Source organism: Tissierella sp. P1 (assembly GCF_002266425.1).
GTDB lineage: Bacteria > Bacillota > Clostridia > Tissierellales > Tissierellaceae > Tissierella > Tissierella carlieri.
This window is the reverse complement of the sequence record NZ_NPMN01000020.1, coordinates 1-19,312: the sequence shown is the minus strand read 5'-3', so window position 1 is coordinate 19,312 and position 19,312 is coordinate 1. Positions and strand designations below refer to the sequence as shown.

Here is a 19,312-nt window from a genome sequence, read left to right as displayed (position 1 = left end):
ATTATATATTCAACCACAAAGCAGGACGGACGCCGCCTGTACATTTGCCATCACTGATGTTGCCTTTCAATATATTGTTGCCTTGGATACCTATATTACCGTCAGTCCCAAAGATGTATACGGCTTTTACATTAACGCGGCCGGGCGACCGAAGCCACCACCACCAACTCCATTCTTTACCCTGAAGTCTTGCTATTCGCTTACTGTTGTTTTCATCTTTTCTTTCAAACCAATATCTTTGATTTTTTCCTCGGTTTTGCAGTTTTGAACGGCTATCACCGAAATATTTGCACACTTCCTCAAGGCTTAATAAAAATATACTGTCTTGCGTATCTTCTCCGCCCTTTGAACCATACCACTGATTATCAGGATTTTTATTTATTACCGGAATTATCCTTGATTTATCAGTTACGTTGAATTTGTCATAAAATTCACCATTAAGATATTTTCTTAACGCGCAGTCAGCCCATGTTATATCTTTATAAGCATCATGGTAAGCACGTTGTTCTATTATTTCTTCAGTTATAACCAAAGCCGCGTTATTTTGTATGTCAAGCACACGCCAGTTGTAGTCACCAAATGATATTATCGAGCCAATTTTATAATCTTCCATTGTCCTTCTCCTTAATAGGGAATAATAAATCAAGTTGTAAATCTTCCATTTTACTGCCTTTTTGTATAAAATTATAAAAATTCAACGTTTCTTCAAATCCCTGCCCCGCAACGGTTTCAGGCGATATCCAGCGTGGGGAATCCCAGTCGTTATCATATTTATCGCTGGCGTTGACCCATTCTCTTAATAAACGCCAATCCTCAAAATCCCATGTCCTCAATACATGTGCGGCATATAACCCACCACTAAAGGTTCGCTTTACTAAAGGCATGGGTATTTCTATGTCATCGGGAACAGATACCCAACCTTCATATATGTGAGAAGGTTCTCCGAGTACTACTTCCTCCTTAGAGCAGTCAAAACCAAAACTTCGGGCGTCTGGTTTGATTTTTAACAATCCGCTATCTTTTACGAATTGATTAATCATGCCCATCACTTTGCCTTCGCAGCCTTCTCCTGATGCGTAAGCGGCAGCAACGGTCATGGGCGGAAGGTAAACAATCCGTACATCTTTGTCCTCAAGTTTACTAAGCTTCTCGCTTGCGTGGTTAAGTTGTTCCATTGACTTTGCCTCCTTGAAATTAATTTTAGAGACAGTCAATGAATCTACAATTTCTAATAAACCTTCATCATCCGGTAGTGCGAATATCGCACTTCCAAGATTTAGATGTTGGATAAAGGCTTTAATAACGCTACGGATAGTGGAGAGTGCGGTAATTTCGTCCTCAATTTCCATAAGGTTGCGCTCAAAGGCTTCGATTGCAACACCCACATCCGCACTTTGCAGAATCTCGGCAATCTGTTTAAGCGGTATCCTCAGTTTGCGTAGAATAATAATCTGACGCAGGCGTGTGATGGCTTCGATATCATATACGCGATAAGCGAAATCTTCTTTTTTCATAGGTGTTATCAACCCTATTTGTTCGTAATATCTAAGTGTCCGAGTTGAAATTGAAAAATGTTTAGATACTTGACTGATGGTTTGCAGTTCTATGACTATCCCCCCTTTCAAGTATAAGTGTACAGGTTGACGCGACGTCAAAGTCAAGAGAGAAACCAAAAAATTCGGGCAAATAATGTGTATATTATCCGACTAATAATCAGTATAGCATAATTCTTTTACTAATCATAGATATTAAAAGGCCATCAACATATAAAATGTCGACGGCCTGAAACTAGGCATAAGCCTAGTTTTTATTTAACCAATCTATTGTATTCTGTATAATAAGGGCTGCACCCTTCCACATTTGTCCTTCGTCTATATCAAACTTAGGATTGTGATGCGGGTGGAATTCTCCGTCTATTTCTGCCATGTTACTAAGATAGAAAAAGGTTCCCGGAACTCTTTGTAAGAAAAAGGACATATCCTCTGCACCCATTACAGGTGATTTCATCTCTACTATATCTTCTTCTGGGATTATCTTCTTAGCAGATTCTACAAATCCCTTAGTAAACTCCTCTGAGTTTATAAGTGCCGGATAACAGAATTCATAATCAATCTCATAGCTGGCTCCATGGGCTAGGGTTACTCCCTTTACTATTTCTTCTATTCTTCTGGAGATTCTCTGCCTAGTCTCTTCATTTACCGTCCTTATTGTTCCTTGAATTTCAACTGAATCCGGAATTATATTATGGTTAAATCCACCGTCTATTCTAGTAACAGATACTACTGCTGGTTCCACTGGATCTACTTCACGGCTGATTATCGTCTGTAGTGCTAAAACAATTTCTGAAGCTGTAACAATAGGGTCTATAGATTGATGAGGGTATGCACCATGAGAACCCTTGCCATTTATTTTAATATACATTACATCTACTGCTGCCATCATAATTCCATAAGATACTCCTATTTTTCCTTTAGGAATTTCCTTCCCTAGATTTCCTAAGTGCAGTCCCATTACAGCATCTACCTTAGGATTTTCCAAGGCACCTTCTTCTATCATAGGTTTTGCACCACCTGGATATTCCTCTCCAGGTTGAAATAATAACTTTATATTACCTTTGAACTTATCTTTATTTTCATTTAATACCTTAGCTACTCCTAGCAAGATGGCAGTATGTCCATCATGTCCACAGGCATGCATACATCCATTATTTGACGCAAATTCTAATCCCGTTTTTTCTTTAACAGGAAGAGCATCGGTGTCTGCCCTTAATCCTATGGTCTTTCCTTCTTCTTTACCTTTTATTAATCCTACGATAGCATTTCCATTTACTAAGGTATGGTATTCTATATTCATATTATCTAATTCATCCATTATAAACTTTGCGGTCTTTGGTAAATCCAGTCCTATTTCTGGTATTTGATGAAGTTCTCTTCTCCAGTTAATTATATCTTCTTCTATTTTCTTTACTTCTTGGATTATATTGAACATATCTACATCACCTCAATGATTAATTTAGCAATCTATACCGTATATAAAGCTATCTTCATTTCATTATATCTCTTATATCTGTAATGTCTCTAATTATATCATATAATCCATCTTAGTATTACTCTAACTATTATATATTATTGTTCCACTTTCTCCAACTAATGCTTCCTTTGCTTTTTCTAATGAAGCTATTATTGCTTGTCTTCCTTTTCTTGATTTGGCAAAATTTACTGCCGCTATTACCTTTGGAAGCATACTTCCCGGTGCAAATTGTCCTTCTTCTATATATCTATAAGCCTCTTCTATAGACATCTTATCTAAATTGGTTTGGTCTTCCTTTCCAAAGTTGATAGCTATTCTATCCACAGCTGTTAGGACAAACAAATAATCTGCATCAACTAATTCTGCAATTTTGCCGCTAGCGAAATCTTTATCTATTACACCGTTAACTCCTTCATAGCCAAAGTCTTTTTTAACTACTGGAATTCCGCCACCACCAACTGTTATTACTATATGTCCATCCTTCACTAGAGTTTTTATACATTCTTTTTCAACTATGTCTATAGGTTTTGGTGAAGCTACTACTCTTCTATATCCTCTCCCAGAATCCTCTATCATTTTATAGCCCTTTGCTATTACTAGTTTTTCTGCTTCTTCTTTAGAATAAAATCTTCCTATAGGCTTTGTAGGATTCTGTAAAGCTTCATCATTTTCATCTACTACAACTTGAGTTACTATAGCTACCACATCTTTATTTATATTTCTTCTATTTAACTCTTCATATATTCTATTTTGGAGATGGTATCCAATATATCCCTGACTCATTGCAATACATTCTGGAAAAGGCATAGATACTTCTTCCATAGCTAGGTTAATCATACCTACTTGAGGCCCATTTCCATGAGCAATTATTACTTCGTGCCCTTTCTCTATAAGGTCTACTATTGGTTTTGCCGTTTCCTTTACCAGCTCAAATTGTTCTTTTGGAGTATCTCCTAAAGCATTTCCTCCTAAAGCAATTAATATCCTGCTCATATTTCCCTCCTAGTTATTTTTATTAAACTCAAGAATTGCCTTTTTAAAACATTCCATTGGTGGACTTACTAAACCTGCACCAACTTGTCCTATACCTGCAACCTTATGAGCCATTCCAGTATTGATTATAGGTAAAATACCTTTTTCAATTACTTTAACTATATCTATTCCTATGGCAGAACCACGAAAGTCTAAAGTTGGAATAGAATAATTTGTATTTTCACCTACAGTTATTTCATACATTTTTTCACTATATCCAATGGCATCTTCTACAGTTCCTCCTACAAACTGAACTATAGCTGGAGACCCACCCATGGCAAATCCTCCTATGCCCATGGTTTCTGTAATAGCACTATCTCCTATGTCTGGGTTAGCATCTTCCTCTTTAAACCCTGGGAACATCAGTCCTTTTATCATATTTGCAGGAGCAGTAAACCATTGGCCTTCACCAAGACCACTTACTCTTATTCCAAAATCTACACCGTTTCTTGCCATTGTAGTTACCACAGTAGAATTTTCTACTCCATGAGCTGCATCTGTTGCAACCTTACAGGATGGCATAGATAGATTTAGGAAATAATGTTCATTCATCTTTATGAAATTTAATACTCTCTTTTTTATGTCTATATCTACATCAGTATCTATGATATAAGAAGTTATTTCCCTAAAGAATAAACTAGTAGCAGCCTTGTTCCTATTATGACATTCATCTCCCATATGAACTGCTTGAGAAATTATAGACTTTATATCTATTCCTCCATCAATACTCTTTAAAGCCTTTTTCATAGTAGGTGCAAACTCTTCTTCTATCCATTTAAGTCTTTCTATAACTTCATCATTAAATGCACCATATCTTAGAACCTTTCCTAATCCCTCATTAATTGTACAATAACCATAATTTCCATATGTCTTGTTATATACTACATGTACTGGCATAGAAGGAGATACTATACCTGCCATAGGTCCCACAGTACAGTATTCATTACAAGGTGAAAACTCAATTTCTCCCGATGATGCTATCTTTATTGCTTCTTCTTCATTTTTAGCTCTGCCTTCATAAATTAAAGCTCCTATTACGGCTCCCTTCATTGGTCCAGCCATTCTTTCCCATTCTATAGGTGGTCCCGAATGGAGTATCATATTTTCCTTCATCCCCGGGATTACATTTATTGCCTTATCTATATCTATGAGCATAGGATGAGAATTCATCATTCTTTCTACTGCCTTTTTATTAGCCTCTTTTATATCTTCTCTACCAGATAATCTATCAATCATATTTAATAATTCTATATCTCCACCAGCAGCAGGTACCCAATCTAGTTGCAATACATCTTGCCCCTGAAGTTCTAGATCGTCTTTAAATTTGCTTGTCCCTATATTTAATATCTTTAATTCTTGTGAAAACAAATTATTAATACCACTCATGTCAAACCCTCCTATTATGATAATATTTCTATTACTATATTGGCTGCTTCAATATTACTTTCTGCAATTAATACTCCTTCCTGCTCTAACATTTTTCTTTGATTTTCATAATTTTGTTTATCAATATCTGTACCACAAATATAAGCTACAAATATTAAATTTCTTCCATGAGAATTAGCAATATTTTTTGCCTCTTTAATAGATTTTATAGTAACTCCTACAGGATCTTCATGAGACCCATATCCTAGTTCAAAATCCATGAGTATAACTCCTACTTCTTCATCCTTTGCTTCTTTTATTATCCTATCAAGCCTTAAAGTAGGCTCTATCATGGGATGAGGTTTTCCTACAGTGAATTCATCTTCTCCTAAATCTAATAGTACATTCCCATGATAATCATTTATGTTCTCAAGCTTTTCGTTTTCATTTTTAGCTACATTGCTTCTAACAGAATCAAAGCTTCCCCTTAAAATAGATAGTGCTTCAGCACATAATGTACCTCCACAGAATAATCCTCTAAAATACCTTTGTCCTGGCTTTAATGACTTCTTCAACTCTTTAACATCTATAAATGAATTATTCTCTTTTCCAATTTCCTCTTTACATCCACTTGATAGCTCCACAGCTTTCTTTGCTGCTTCATAAAGTCCATAAACAAATGTAGCCTTTGAATCCTTTTCATCTTCTTTATCTCCATCTATAAAACATATAACTACTGGTTTATCTACCTTCTTTACTTCCTCCAGTATTTTCTTTTCCACAGATTTTGCTGGCGGCTTAGAGATCAAAACTATTACTTCAGTATCCTTATCTCTACTTAAAGCCTTTAGCCCTTCTATCATCATAATTCCACCAATTTCTTCTTTAAGGTCTCTTCCTCCTGTTCCTATTCCTTGAGAGATTCCTCCTCCAAGTCTATGGATTTGAACCATGACCTCTTGAAGTCCTGTACCTGAAGCTCCAACTATTCCTATATCTCCATTTCTTACTTCATTGGCAAAACACAATCCAACATTGTTTATACTAGCAGTACCGCAATCAGGTCCCATTACTAAAAGTCCTTTTTCTCTACCTATTTCCTTTAACTCTTTTTCCTCTTCTAGAGTTACATTGTCACTAAACATCATTACATGAAGACCTTTTTCCAAAGCTTTTTTTGCTTCCCTGGCTGCATATCGCCCCGGTACTGAAATTACTGCTAAATTAGCATCTTCCATTTGTTGTAATGCTGTATCGATTGTCTTGGGACTTTCTAGTTCTCCTTTTTTCTTCTTTTTATTTTTTGGACTTAAAAGCTCTTCTACTAACTTTAAAGCCTCCTCATAACTATTCTCATTTTCTGCCTTTATAGCAATCATTAAATCATTATTTCCAGCATCATCTGACTCCTTTGTAGCTAATCCAACATTTTGTAGCAATTGTTTATTCATTTCTGTTGCCATAGATACTACTGCCTCTTCTACCCCGTTTACATCTAGTATTTTACTGGACAAAGACATCAAAGTAACAGAGTCATAATAAGCATTTTTTCTAATTATTGTATTTTTCATAGTTCTTATTCCTCCATATTGAAATTGTTTATTAATAAAATAAATGCAGTAACTACTCCAACAGCTAGGTCAGTCCCGGAAGAAGACCCAATATTCAGTAATCTTTCCAAAAATAAAAGGAACTGTTCTTTATCTCCATCTAAGAATGCATTTATAAAACTTAAAATATATTCTCTGGATTCACCTCTTAAAGTAATTGAAAGCATTTGTTTGCTTACATCAGTAGTTGAGATTTTATCTATATCAATTAAATTTATTAATTTTCTTTTTATTTTATTGGAATAATCTGTTGAGATTATATTTAGTACGGATAAGAAACCCGTTAGAAAATCATCACCAGAAGGTGTTAACCCAATTCCAAATCCGATTAAGGAATTAATCTTAACTTCATCTATATTTCCATAATTTAAAGCATCTAAGAATACTTCTATTCTCACCGATAATTCTTTTTCAATTAACCCGAGATTACAAGCTTTTACTTTTAAATAATTCTCTAAATAAAAATATCTACATCCACCATTTGAACCCTTCTCTAAAATAAAATCATTAAAATATCCTATATTTTTCATTATTAAGTTTTTATTTAAATCTCTTCTCTTTTCTACATTAGGATTCCACAATATGCCATTAGATCCCAAATCTATTTTTACTTTATCCTCTATAATTAGGCTGTTGTCCATTTTAAATAATCTATTTCCTTCTTCTAAATCCAAATCTTCAAAACTTATATTTCTATTGTCTATTCTCAAGGTGAAGGGACTATTATCTATACTTTTAGATCCTATGGTATACATATTGTCTTTATTATCTAAAAAGTTTATAGTTCTAGAGTAGATGCTGTGGATTTTGCCTACTCTCTCTAAATTCCTATTCTCATTAAAAAATTCAATGAAGTGTTTGTCATAAGCATAAGCACTAAAACTTATGATTTCATATCCATCTTTCTCCATAGACCGTCCCTTCCTCTTAGTTAATCCTTACTCATTATCTGGTAGACATAAATCTAAGATTATTGATACTAATCCTGCTGGAACTACTCCAGATGTCAAGAAAAGTTGTATATCTCTAGGCAAATTTTGGGTTGCTTCCGGTACTATATTTAATCCTATACCAAGTCCTAAGGATATTGCGATTATAAGCATGTTTCTACTATTCATCTTTATATTTCTCAATAAAGATAAGCCAGATACAGCTACCATAGAAAACATGGCGATAGCTGCCCCTCCTAATACTGGTTCTGGCATTATAGCTATCAAAGAACCAAATTTAGGAAATATAGATAGAACTATTAAAATAATTCCTCCTATCTTTACCACATGTCTGCTAAATACACCTGTTAAGTTAACTACTCCTATATTCTGAGTATAGGAAGTATTAGGAAATCCGTTAAATAAAGCTGCTATACTACTTCCTAATCCATCGGCAATTACTCCTCCACTCATTTCTTCGTCAGTGGCTTCTCTGCTTCTGCTCCGATAGTAAGGGCAGATATATCTCCTATGGTTTCTATTGCTGTGGCAACATACATGAAAAGCATGGCTATAATAGCAGTTGGTTTAAATGACCATTTATATGCAAAAGGCTTAGGTAGTGAAATCCAGCTTGATTCCATCACTGGAGTTATATCTATTATTCCTAAAAAATAAGATATTAAATATCCAGATACTAATCCTATTAGTATTGATGAGGATTTTAAGAATTTGTTCTTGCTCTGATTAAATAAAATTATTATGACTAGAACTGTTGTTGAAATTAGTAAGCTTCTTAAATCCCCTATATTGGTACTTCCACCTGCTGCCTGCTTTATACCAACAGGTATAAGTGTTATCCCTATTGTTAGTACTACTATGCCTGCTACTAAAGGCGTAAATATTTTCTTTAATCTTAGAAGGTTTTTCCCTAAAAATACCTCAAATAATCCTCCGATAAAGCTAGCACCTAAAACTCCACCTATTCCAAAATCTTTGGCTATGGCTAAAACTGTAGATATAAAAGCATTGCTAGTCCCCATTACTATAGGAAGCCCTGAGCCTATCCCTTTATATTTCATTATCTGAATAAAGGTTGCTACTCCAGCCATAAGTAAAGCACATTGTATTAAAAATGTTGTTTCACTTGGTGGTAAATCTAATAAAGCTGATAATAAAAGGGGTACAGTAATATTGGCAGCAAACATAGCTAATATATGTTGAAATGCTAAAGGTATGGCTTTGGATAACTCTGGCTTATCTTCAATACCATAAACAATATCCATTTCCGTTTTTTTATTTTCCATAATATCACCTCTGTTTTATGAAAGGGATATATCATCGCTATATCCCTTTCATATAGTTTTTTATATTACTACGACTGCAATTATAATCAGTAAGGCTAATGCTCCTAATATATATCTTAGATTTCCCTTTATAACGTCTATTATGTCTATTTCAAAACCTTTTGATAGGGCTGCAATATTTATCTGAACAGGACTTATTTGAGTTCCAAGTCCTGTTGCTATGGCTACAAAACCCATGGCCTCTGAAGGTAAGCCTAATGCTGATAAAGTAGGAAGTATCAATGTTAGAACTCCGGCCGCAAATGCTCCAGAAGGAATAGCTATTAAAAATGCTATAATCATTGCTACAGGTAGTATTATTGCTTCTGGAACATTACTTGCTAAGGCTGCTATTTGCTCAAAGGTTCCCAGTTCTCCAATCATATTTATGAATGCTAGGAACATTCCTACTGCAAATAAAGTAGTTAATATAAATCTAGAGCCCTCAATCAATGCCTCACAGGTTTCATCTATATTAAGAGGAGTTAAGAGCACTGTTAAAATACTTGTAAAGATAACCGCTGTTGCAGGTGTAAATAGATTTATTCCAATTAATGAATTTAAGGCATTTCCACCTACTACCATTACTAATAGGGCAATTGCTGGTATAGATTGTTTTAGCAGAGTACCATTGCTTTTATTTTCATCATTGTTTTCTTTTTTAGCATTGTCTTTTGTAAGAGCCCCTCTTTTATAAACACCATAGATAGCTAGTCCAGCAGCTAGCAAATAAAAAGCTATAGTATATGGTCTCATAGCCGCTGCGTGAGATATTACATCTCTTCCAACACTTTCTGCCGCTAATACTGTTTCTGTTGATGCTGGAGATGTGGTAAATCCTACTGCTGAAACTATTGCCATTGCTACAATAACCTCAGGAATTGCCCCTACTGCAGCTGCCGCTAATGGTGCAGTAACCATGGTATTTCCTGCACCCATTCCTGCCATATATGTTGCAAAACCTTGTATTAAAACTATAATTCCTGCTAGTATACCTATCTTTCCCTTTAAACTCCTTCTAGCTAATTCTACTAAAGATTCTATACTTCCAGCTTTTGAAACCATTGCAGCTGATGCAGCATAGATTATTGGAACTGTAATGCCTAACATATTAGTTATACCACCTACAAACATTTGGCTTGCTTTTGACATCTCTAATCCACCTATTAAAATGGCCAGAATTCCTCCTATTAATCCCGCAAAAAGCATATGCTGCTTTTTAAATAAAAGTGCCAATACTACAACTAATGGTATTATATTTATTAACAAACTCATGCCTAGTCGCCTCCTTATTGATTATTTATTACATTAGTTCCAAAAATATCATTTTTGAAGTATCCATATATATTAGCTTGTCTGATTATTGAATCCACTTTAGTTCCGGCATCTATAACTATGAAGTTTGCTTTATTTCCTTCTTTGATATTATAATCAAATTTTAAAGCTTCTCCAGGAATAATAGACACCATATCAAATAATTTATTTAGGTCTTTTTCTCCACCCATATGACATCCATGAGCAGCTATTAATATTTCTTCCAATAAGTTTCCATTTCCAAAAGGATTAAAGGGATCTCTAATGTTATCAGATCCAATTGCTACAGGTATATCATGGTCTAGCAAATATTTAACTGGGGCTATGCCTCTTCTAATATTTATTTTATCTCCTCTTCCTTGTAGATATAGGTTAGTAGAAGGTAATGAAATTATATTTATCTTTGCTTTTTTAACTAACTCAATAATAGGTAATATAATTTCCTTTTCATTTGCCGATAGACTACAGCAATGACCTGCTGTCACTCTACCAATATATCCATTAGCTATAGTCAACCTTGCCAAATCATTGATTATTAAAGAATCAGCATCATCGGTTTCGTCTATATGCATATCAATATCTACATCATATTTCATTGCTAAATCAAATATCATATTCATATGCTTTATTGGGTCTTCTTCTATTGCAGGTATTCCACCAACTATATCAGCTCCCATCTTTAAGGCTTCCTCCAGATAAAAATAAGACCTACTATTTTTTATTATCCCATCTTGAGGAAAAGCTACTATTTGAATATCCATTGATTCCTTATATTCTTCTTTTAATTCTAATAAAGCTTCAATTGATTTTAGTTGAATCTTATCATCTACATCTATATGAGTTCTAAGGAATCTAGTTCCATTTCTAAAAGAAAGATCTAAGATCTTCTTAGATCTTTCTTTTACATCTTCTTTTGTCATACTATGTTTATATTTACTCATGATTTCAATTGCTTCATATAAGGTACCACTTTTATTTATTACTTTTTCTCCTATTAAAGCCTTATCAAGATGCATATGACCATCTACAAATCCGCTTATAACTATCCTATTTTCTAAGTCTATAATTTGGGTATCTAGGTCTATAGGTTCAATATCTTTTTCGACTTTTTCAACTAATCCATCTTTAATATAGACATCTTGTATTTCATTAACGAAAGGGAAATATCCATTTTTCAAGATATAATCCATTTAGCCACCTCAATTCTTATATTATTTTTCAATAATAACAGCCACAGGACCTCCACCAGCTGGACCTTGATGTTCTGCACCACCTGATACATAAACCATGGGATCTCCTACAATTGAAGCTATAACACCATTTACTACTGCCCTAGCATGACGAGTATGATTTATATCTGAATCAGTTAACATGGTGTTTCTTCTATTTCTTACATATCCATCTGGAGAAGCTTCTGCCTTAGCAAGTATATTCACTATTCTTTTCTTATCTTCTTCATTTGGCAGTTTATCTATGTCTAATCCACTATTAATCATAGCTTCAATAACTCCTTCTAGATCTATGGCATCCTTCATGACACTATGACCTATCCTATATTTACTAATGGAGTTTTTAGAATTACCCATCAATATGATTTCGCAGTTCATTAACTCTACTCCTGCAGAAGTTGAAGCCACTTTTGAATATAAAGACCAATCTTTTAATATAGTCTCTTCTGTAACTTTTGCTTCTTCTACTTCATCTAAAGCAACAGCCACTCCTAAAGCAGAAGCTCCTCTTGTATATCCCATTGATTTGTAAGTGTCTTCCACAACAACAGATTTTCCTCTTGATTTTGCTTCTATAATCCTATCTGAAGTCAATAAGGGACATTTTATTTGTACAAAATGAACATCTTCCTTTTCTTCAATTCCCGCTGATTCCATAAGCTCTAAAACTACTCTTTTTACTTCTTTAACCATAGTTAAAGTACCCATTTCTTCAGGTAAAAAGTCTCTAGTAAAACCTACACTTACAGCTAAGGATTTTTCTTCTGTTTTTACTTCTTCTACTTCTTTTTTAGTGAAAATAGTAGCATGGGGAGTCATTACCCCTTCAGTTCCACCAGACATTACAAAAGCAACATTTTCTTCTACTTCTTTTTCAGTTTTTCCTAACTCTCTAGCTAAAAAACTTCTGAAGGAAGCTGTACAAAATCCTCTGGTAAAGTCATTTACACAACCATTACCTTCCGTTTTACCTAAAACAGCCACAATTTCTTCAGGTATAATCTCACCCGTTTCTATTAATTTTTTCAAACCAACTACATCATCTGGTCCTGCCATAGGAATCTTATACACTTTTACATCCATCATTGCTTTCTCCTCCTTATTCATATTGATTAGTTTTCCTCCATTTGTTGAAATTTAATAATTTATTTGAAATTAAAAAATATTTTAATTTTTCCCTTGACAAAAGCATATCATACACCTTTTTTATAGTCATCATTATATCTAGCCAAAAAAATGGGTCCCATTGTCAATAGTTGACAATGGGACCCATTTTATTACTTTTTCCATTATTATATATATATAATTATCTTTGATTTGATGCAAGCCATAGATAGATATTATATGCTAATACTAATTCTCCAACTTCAAATCCGTTATCTATCTTTATTCCCAATTCTTTTATCCTATCTATTCTATATCTCAAAGTATTGTAGTGTATAAACAAACTCTCTGCTGATTTCTTAACATTAAAATTTTCCTCTATTAAAACCTTTAAAGTTTCCATTAACCTCATATCATTTACCTTATCGTATTCTATTATTTTCCCTAGCTTATTATTTACATATCTATTTAGAATCTCTATATCCTTTACTTCTTTTATAATATTAAACATCTCATAATCACTATAATGACTTACAAAGGAATTTTGATTTAAAATAGAACCTGTGATTACACTGCTTTGAGCTTCTTTATAGGCTAAGGAAAAACTGTCCATATCCTTTGCCGTATTAGATATCCCTATCCCTATCTTAACCTTATCTCTTAGCCTTTCTACGATTAATTTTCCCACTTCTATGCAATTTTCTTTAATGTTGTTCATAAATATAACATTAATAAAAATTACAATGGAATCATCTATATACACAGTTTTAATTTTATTACTATTTATTAATAATTTCTCCTCAAGAATCTTTTCTATATACTTCGAATCTAAAATATATTCATATAATAGCTTCTTCTTTTTATCATCTTCCATTAATAATTTTGCAATCATTATTACCTCTGGAAATTCCATATTCCATCCAAAGGTTTTAGCTTTATTGATAGTATCTATAGGAGAATCTATCTTTCCCTGTAATATATCTCTAATAAACGCATCTTGAAAACTTTTCTCCTTCTCTAATACGGCATAATTCTTATAGAACACAGATGCTATTAATAGAGAAGCTTGCTCGACAGCCACTATTAAACTCTGATTATTAACTTCTCCTTTTAACAATACGATGTATCCAAATCTAGTCTTTCCTGCATTTATATAATGTTTTATATAGTATTCTTCCTCATATTCTATATCTTTTACTTTAACTTTAAATCTATTATTTCCATGGTTATTAGAAAATGATATTATAGATACTTCCTGTTCCTCTAAATCTTTAGACATATGTGTAATATTTAAATCATTATCTAATAAAAGAACTGGAAACTTTACTATTTCAGATAAATTATTTACTAATGAATCTATATCTTCTCCTTTTAGAAAAAGCTTCATCAGGCTTTCATGGACGTGATTTCTAAAATTTAATATATTTATATGTTTATTTAGGGATAATTCAAGGATTTCAGTTACCAGCTTAGATAAATTGGCATCCTGTGGTAGCTCTATAATTGGAAAATCTAAATCATCGGCTTGCTTTATCATGGTTGGTGGTATTTCCTTTATATACCTTATAGGTTTTATACATATGCCAGCTAAATTTAGTTCTACTGATTTTGGAATAAGTTCATTGGTGGCTGTTTCATTGTTGTATATTGGATATAAAGTGGTAATCAGCAGACTATGAGTATCTACATAGGGAAATATATCTGGAACCTCCATTAATGTTGCGTTATTTACTATATTAGATAATCCCTTTTTGCCAGCAACTATTCTAGCATGTTTAAATCCATCTAATTCTAATACATCTTTTACTGTTATAAGCATATTAATCACCCATTTCTAATTTAGATAATCATCTATTAATCTTTCTATAGCAGTACTGAAATTATTGGTATAGTCAATATAGATAATATATGGCTTATTATATTGAATTTTAAGGCAAACTCTATTTCACAATCATGTTTTTGAGTTAAGACTACAAGTAGTATTGCTGTTGGTAATGATTGCATTGTAACTACTATACTTGTAAGGAGCTGTGGTGCATTTATAGCCTTAAGTAATAATACTGCCACAATTGGAGCTACAATTAATTTAATAAAACAAGCATAATATATATCCTTATCTCCTATTATTTCCTTTAATTTCAGCTTAGTCATTTTTTCACCCAATATTAGCATTGATAATGGTGAGGTAAGTGCTGACAACATTGAAAGAGGCTTACTAACTACATAAGGCATCTCTATTTTTAGTATAAACATTATTGTACCTAGAAATACTGCAATTAATGCTGGAGTTTTCGCTAATATTTTAAATGGTGATTGTGTTTTTTCCTTTGAAAGTATTCTTTCTCCATAAGTCCACAATATAGTATGGTAAGGTATCATAAATACAGAGGCATAAAGCACCGCTTCTTGTCCAAACAATTCAAATATCAAAGGAAGCCCCATAAATCCTGAGTTAGGAAATGATGTACCAAATATTAAAACAGCTTTTTTCTTTAGGATATTTTATAAAAAGAATCTTAGATATTAACACGGTGATAACATGTATTCCTACAGAATATACAAATATTAATAATACTCCTCTTAATGTATCCTTTGAATAACTCATATTAAAGGACGAAATTATAAGTGCTGGTAAGGCTATTGCTGTAAGCACTTGGGTCATCCCCTTGGATATATCTTCATTTATTATATTTTTCTTTGTTGCTATATATCCTACTGCCATTAGTATTGCTAATACTGTGACTTGCTGTATTACAAAAGATGTTTGCATATTGTTCCCCCTCAATCTAAATTACTTTTATTATATATATTTATTTTATTAAAAAACTAGGTGGAGAACGCCTAGTTTTGGAATCTATATCTTCATTATATCTTTAAATTCATTTAATTTACTTCGGCTAACAGGTATCTTTTCCTTTACTCCAGTTAATTCCAAGGCATATGTGGCATTATACCAAGGAATTATGCTTTCTATAAAATCTAAATTTACTAAATAACTTCTATGAACCCTAAAAAAGTTGGGATAGTCTAGTTGTTCTTCTAAGCTGTTTAGTGTTATACGAGATTTAAAGTTTCCTTTAGTAGTTATTATATATGCATATCCATCCAAACTACTAATATATACTATATCAGAATGATTCAAAACTATTATCTTGTCTTTTTCATTAATATATATCTTTGTACTCTTGTACCCTTGGTCTTTGCGTAATTCTCTGACTATTTCCTCTATTTCTTTTATATGCCATTGATTCTCCTCTTTGTTTAATCTCAGGATTTTTTCAATGGTTTGTCCTAATCTAGATCTCGATATAGGCTTTAATAAATAGTCTACTGCATTGACTTCAAAGGCTTTTATTGCGAATTCATCATAAGCTGTTGTAAATACAATTACAGTTCGTCCCTTCTCTTTCATAATAATATCTGCAACTTCTAATCCACTCATTTGGGGCATTCGAATATCTAAAAAAATTAAATCCGGTACTAATTCTTTGTTCTTACTTATAGCTTCATATCCATTAGAAGCCTCTCCAACTACTTCCACTTCTTCAAAATGTCTAAGCAATGAAATTAATCCCTTTCTCGCATAGTCCTCATCGTCAACAACCAGACACCTCAACATTGAGTTCAACCTCCCTTATTTTAGGAATCTTCATTGTTACAGCTGTCCCCTCATTATATCGACTATTTATTTCCAGTCCATAATTGTCTCCATATTTGTTTTTTAACCTACTGTTTACATTAGTCAATCCTATGGAGTCATTATTTTTTCCATTATTAAATATCTTAGATAAAAATTCTTCTTTAATTCCTATACCGTTATCTTCTACAATTAAAATTGTCCTTTCTTTTTCATCTATAGCTGTTATCTTTACTGTACCCCCCTCTATTTTTTCAAATATTCCATGATTTATTGCATTTTCAACTATAGGTTGGAGTATCAAAGGCGGTAAGTAACAATCTAAATTATCAGGTATATTAAATATGACTTCTAATTTCGACCCGAATCTGGCTTTCTCAATTTCAACATACGACTTTATGTATTCTATCTCTACATATATATTTACTTCCTCAGAATTCTGTTGCAGATTTTTCCTAAAGCAAGCTCCTAAATGTAATAATAGTTCTTTAGCTTTTTCCGGCTCCGTTTCAGTGCAAAAAGCTATAGTATTTATTGAGTTAAACAAAAAATGAGGATTTATCTGAGATTGAAGTGCTTTTAATTCAGCTTTTGCTAAGAGTCGCTTTTGATGTTCTAACTTGCTTAAAGCTATTTGAGTCGAGAATAGATCACCCAATCCTAGAGTTAACTCTAAATCCACTTTAGTGATGGAGTCTTCTTTCTCTTTATACAATGTTAAAGTCCCTATGGTTTCAGTGTTTTCTTTAAGTGGAACAATAATCGCTGAACCTAAATTTTGCTTATCGCTATTAGAATCTATTTTTATATTTAATACTTTTGTATATCCTGTTTCTATAACTTCTCTTGTTAAAGCTTTTATATCATTTTCTTTAACCTCATAATTTCCCTCTTTAGATCCTACATATGATAATATATTTTCTTTATCCGTAAAAACTATAGCCTCAACATCTATCATTTCTTGTATTATCTTTGAAGTTGCCAGAGCTGTTTCTTCATTAAATCCTTTTATAAAGTATGGAAAAGATCTATTAGCTATTTGTAGAGTAACCTGTGCTTGTTTAGCAGCCACCCTTTCTTGTTCACTAGATATACCATCTATTATTGCAATGAACACAGCTATACCTGTGGAATTTAATATAATAATAGGAAGTGCAATTATTTTTACTATTCCTAGAGCATCCGAAAAAGGTCTAGAAATCAGTAATATTAAACCCATCTGTATGCTCTCTACTATTATTCCTCCTACTGTTGCCATCACACATTTATTTTTACTTTTATAATATCTCTTGCTTAATAATCCAGATATTATCCCTGTTAGTATGGTAGCGGTGGTGCAAGCCATAGTGGTTAGTCCATTCATATCTATTATCATTCTATGAAAACCTGCTATAATCCCAGCTAATATGCCCACCATAGGACCACCTAAAAGTCCTCCTACAAAAACTCCAATAGCTCTGGAATTAGCAAGTCCTCCATGTATGTATATTCCTATATAAGTTCCAATTATCCCAAATACTCCAAAAATTACAGATAAAATTAACTTATCTCTAATTTCGATATTCTTCTTGGCTAATAATTTTTTAACTGGCTTTACCCTAGAAATTATAAAAGCAAGTATCATTATTATTCCAACTCTATTAACTAAATCAATAAATATAGTTGACATTTTGTCCTCACCTCTTATGTGCCATAAGTCAATTATATATCTTTTTAAAAAGAATTAACAGGGTTTATGTTCACATAAAAAAGGATGGTTCCCACCATCCTCTTCTATCTATTATTTAAGCAATTCTGCCATTAACGCTCCTACACCTCTACCAAGCTCTACTTCAATTCCTGATTTATATAAAGCTCTTTCTATGGCTGCTATGGTGGAAACCATATCATGTGTATCTATATTACCCATATGACCTAGCCTAAACATTTTGCCTGCATAGGCTGCTAATCCTCCTGCTACAACTACTCCTTCCTCTCCTAAAACTTTCCTGAATTCCAGATCATTTACTCCATCCATATATAAAACATTTGATAATGTAACTGCTCTATGCTCTTTTTCTGCTAACAATGTAAAGCCCATAACTTCTAATGCTGCCTGCATTGCTCTTGCATTTTTTCTATGCCTTTCATATCTATTTTCTATTCCTTCTTCTTTGATTATTCTTACTGATTCTTTAAGTGCCCAAATCATATTTACTGCTGGTGTAGCAAAATATTTTGAAGGATCATTCATAATTGGAAGCCATTTATCAAAGTCTATATAATACTCTGGAATTCTTCCAAGTTCTTTTCTTCTCTCCATTGCTTTAGGTCCTGCCCATACTATTGCAAGTCCTGGTGCTACTCCAAATGCTTTCTGTGACCCAGTGATTAGAATATCTATATTCATATCATCTACATATTCTGGTTCAGCTGCAGTAGCACAAACTCCGTCAACTATATACATTGTCTCAGGGAACTTTTTCATCATTTCACCAATTTCTTTTATTGGAGCACAAACTCCTGTTGATGTATCAACATGAGTTACTGTCATAGCAGCATATTTCTTTTCACTTAATTTTGCCTCAATATCTTTTACAGGTACAATTTTTCCCCACTCACTGCTTATTACATCTACATTTATACCTTTTCTCTCTGCAAGATCAATAAATCTATCTCCAAAGAATCCATTTGATACAATAAGTAAATTATCACCTGATTTTAAAGTATTTGCTAT

Annotated in this window: 16 protein-coding genes and 1 pseudogene; all 17 read right to left on the bottom strand. The window is 33.1% G+C overall.

The genetic code is table 11. The features are described 5' to 3' along the window. Position 1: 1 nt before the first annotated feature. A complete protein-coding gene (locus CIW83_RS14355; protein ID WP_094902340.1) occupies positions 2-613 on the bottom strand; it encodes a DUF6273 domain-containing protein in 612 nt (203 codons plus the stop codon). Continuing rightward, entirely contained in the window at positions 600-1,625 is a 1,026-nt protein-coding gene (locus CIW83_RS14350; protein ID WP_201259902.1) for a MerR family transcriptional regulator, read from the bottom strand. Before CIW83_RS14350 ends, CIW83_RS14355 begins: the two co-directional genes overlap by 14 nt. A gap of 175 nt (positions 1,626-1,800) precedes the next feature. Further along, positions 1,801-2,988: a M20 family metallopeptidase gene (locus CIW83_RS14345; RefSeq protein ID WP_094902338.1), complete on the bottom strand. Its 1,188-nt coding sequence runs from the start codon at positions 2,986-2,988 to the stop codon at positions 1,801-1,803. A gap of 123 nt (positions 2,989-3,111) precedes the next feature. Next, positions 3,112-4,023 carry a carbamate kinase gene (gene arcC, locus CIW83_RS14340; RefSeq protein WP_094902337.1) on the bottom strand — a complete coding sequence of 304 codons (912 nt, stop codon included), beginning with the start codon at positions 4,021-4,023 and terminating at the stop codon, positions 3,112-3,114. 9 nt (positions 4,024-4,032) lie between these two features. Then, complete coding sequence (locus CIW83_RS14335) at positions 4,033-5,448, bottom strand: DUF1116 domain-containing protein (protein ID WP_094902335.1); 1,416 nt, start codon at positions 5,446-5,448, stop codon at positions 4,033-4,035. A 14-nt stretch (positions 5,449-5,462) separates the two neighbouring features. Continuing rightward, positions 5,463-6,998: an acyl-CoA synthetase FdrA gene (fdrA, locus tag CIW83_RS14330; RefSeq protein ID WP_094902333.1), complete on the bottom strand. Its 1,536-nt coding sequence runs from the start codon at positions 6,996-6,998 to the stop codon at positions 5,463-5,465. 5 nt (positions 6,999-7,003) lie between these two features. Then, positions 7,004-7,948 (bottom strand): DUF2877 domain-containing protein, encoded by a 945-nt coding sequence (locus CIW83_RS14325; protein WP_094902331.1) that lies wholly within the window; start codon positions 7,946-7,948, stop codon positions 7,004-7,006. Positions 7,949-7,975: 27 nt separating this feature from the next. Continuing rightward, entirely contained in the window at positions 7,976-8,440 is a 465-nt protein-coding gene (locus tag CIW83_RS24440) for a solute carrier family 23 protein (protein ID WP_201259901.1), read from the bottom strand. Continuing rightward, on the bottom strand, positions 8,437-9,273 hold the full coding sequence (locus CIW83_RS24435) for a uracil-xanthine permease family protein (RefSeq protein WP_201259900.1): 837 nt from the start codon (positions 9,271-9,273) through the stop codon (positions 8,437-8,439). The genes CIW83_RS24440 and CIW83_RS24435 overlap by 4 nt, the downstream gene beginning before the upstream one ends. Before the next feature lie 60 nt (positions 9,274-9,333). Then, positions 9,334-10,587 (bottom strand): hypothetical protein, encoded by a 1,254-nt coding sequence (locus CIW83_RS14315; RefSeq protein ID WP_094902329.1) that lies wholly within the window; start codon positions 10,585-10,587, stop codon positions 9,334-9,336. A 14-nt stretch (positions 10,588-10,601) separates the two neighbouring features. After that, positions 10,602-11,816, bottom strand: coding sequence for an amidohydrolase family protein (locus CIW83_RS14310; protein WP_094902327.1), 1,215 nt, complete (start codon positions 11,814-11,816; stop codon positions 10,602-10,604). A 21-nt stretch (positions 11,817-11,837) separates the two neighbouring features. Continuing rightward, positions 11,838-12,962, bottom strand: coding sequence for a ring-opening amidohydrolase (locus CIW83_RS14305; RefSeq protein WP_304440624.1), 1,125 nt, complete (start codon positions 12,960-12,962; stop codon positions 11,838-11,840). A gap of 199 nt (positions 12,963-13,161) precedes the next feature. Beyond that, complete coding sequence (locus CIW83_RS14300) at positions 13,162-14,778, bottom strand: PucR family transcriptional regulator (protein WP_094902325.1); 1,617 nt, start codon at positions 14,776-14,778, stop codon at positions 13,162-13,164. A gap of 44 nt (positions 14,779-14,822) precedes the next feature. Next, positions 14,823-15,681, bottom strand: a pseudogene (locus CIW83_RS24925) (AEC family transporter). Positions 15,682-15,813: 132 nt separating this feature from the next. Next, positions 15,814-16,578 carry a LytTR family DNA-binding domain-containing protein gene (locus tag CIW83_RS14290; protein WP_094902323.1) on the bottom strand — a complete coding sequence of 255 codons (765 nt, stop codon included), beginning with the start codon at positions 16,576-16,578 and terminating at the stop codon, positions 15,814-15,816. Next, entirely contained in the window at positions 16,556-18,265 is a 1,710-nt protein-coding gene (locus CIW83_RS14285) for a LytS/YhcK type 5TM receptor domain-containing protein (RefSeq protein ID WP_094902321.1), read from the bottom strand. Before CIW83_RS14285 ends, CIW83_RS14290 begins: the two co-directional genes overlap by 23 nt. A 111-nt stretch (positions 18,266-18,376) precedes the next feature. Then, positions 18,377-19,312 (bottom strand): alanine--glyoxylate aminotransferase family protein (locus CIW83_RS14280; RefSeq protein ID WP_143598569.1); only part of this gene is annotated, 936 nt, incomplete at its 5' end.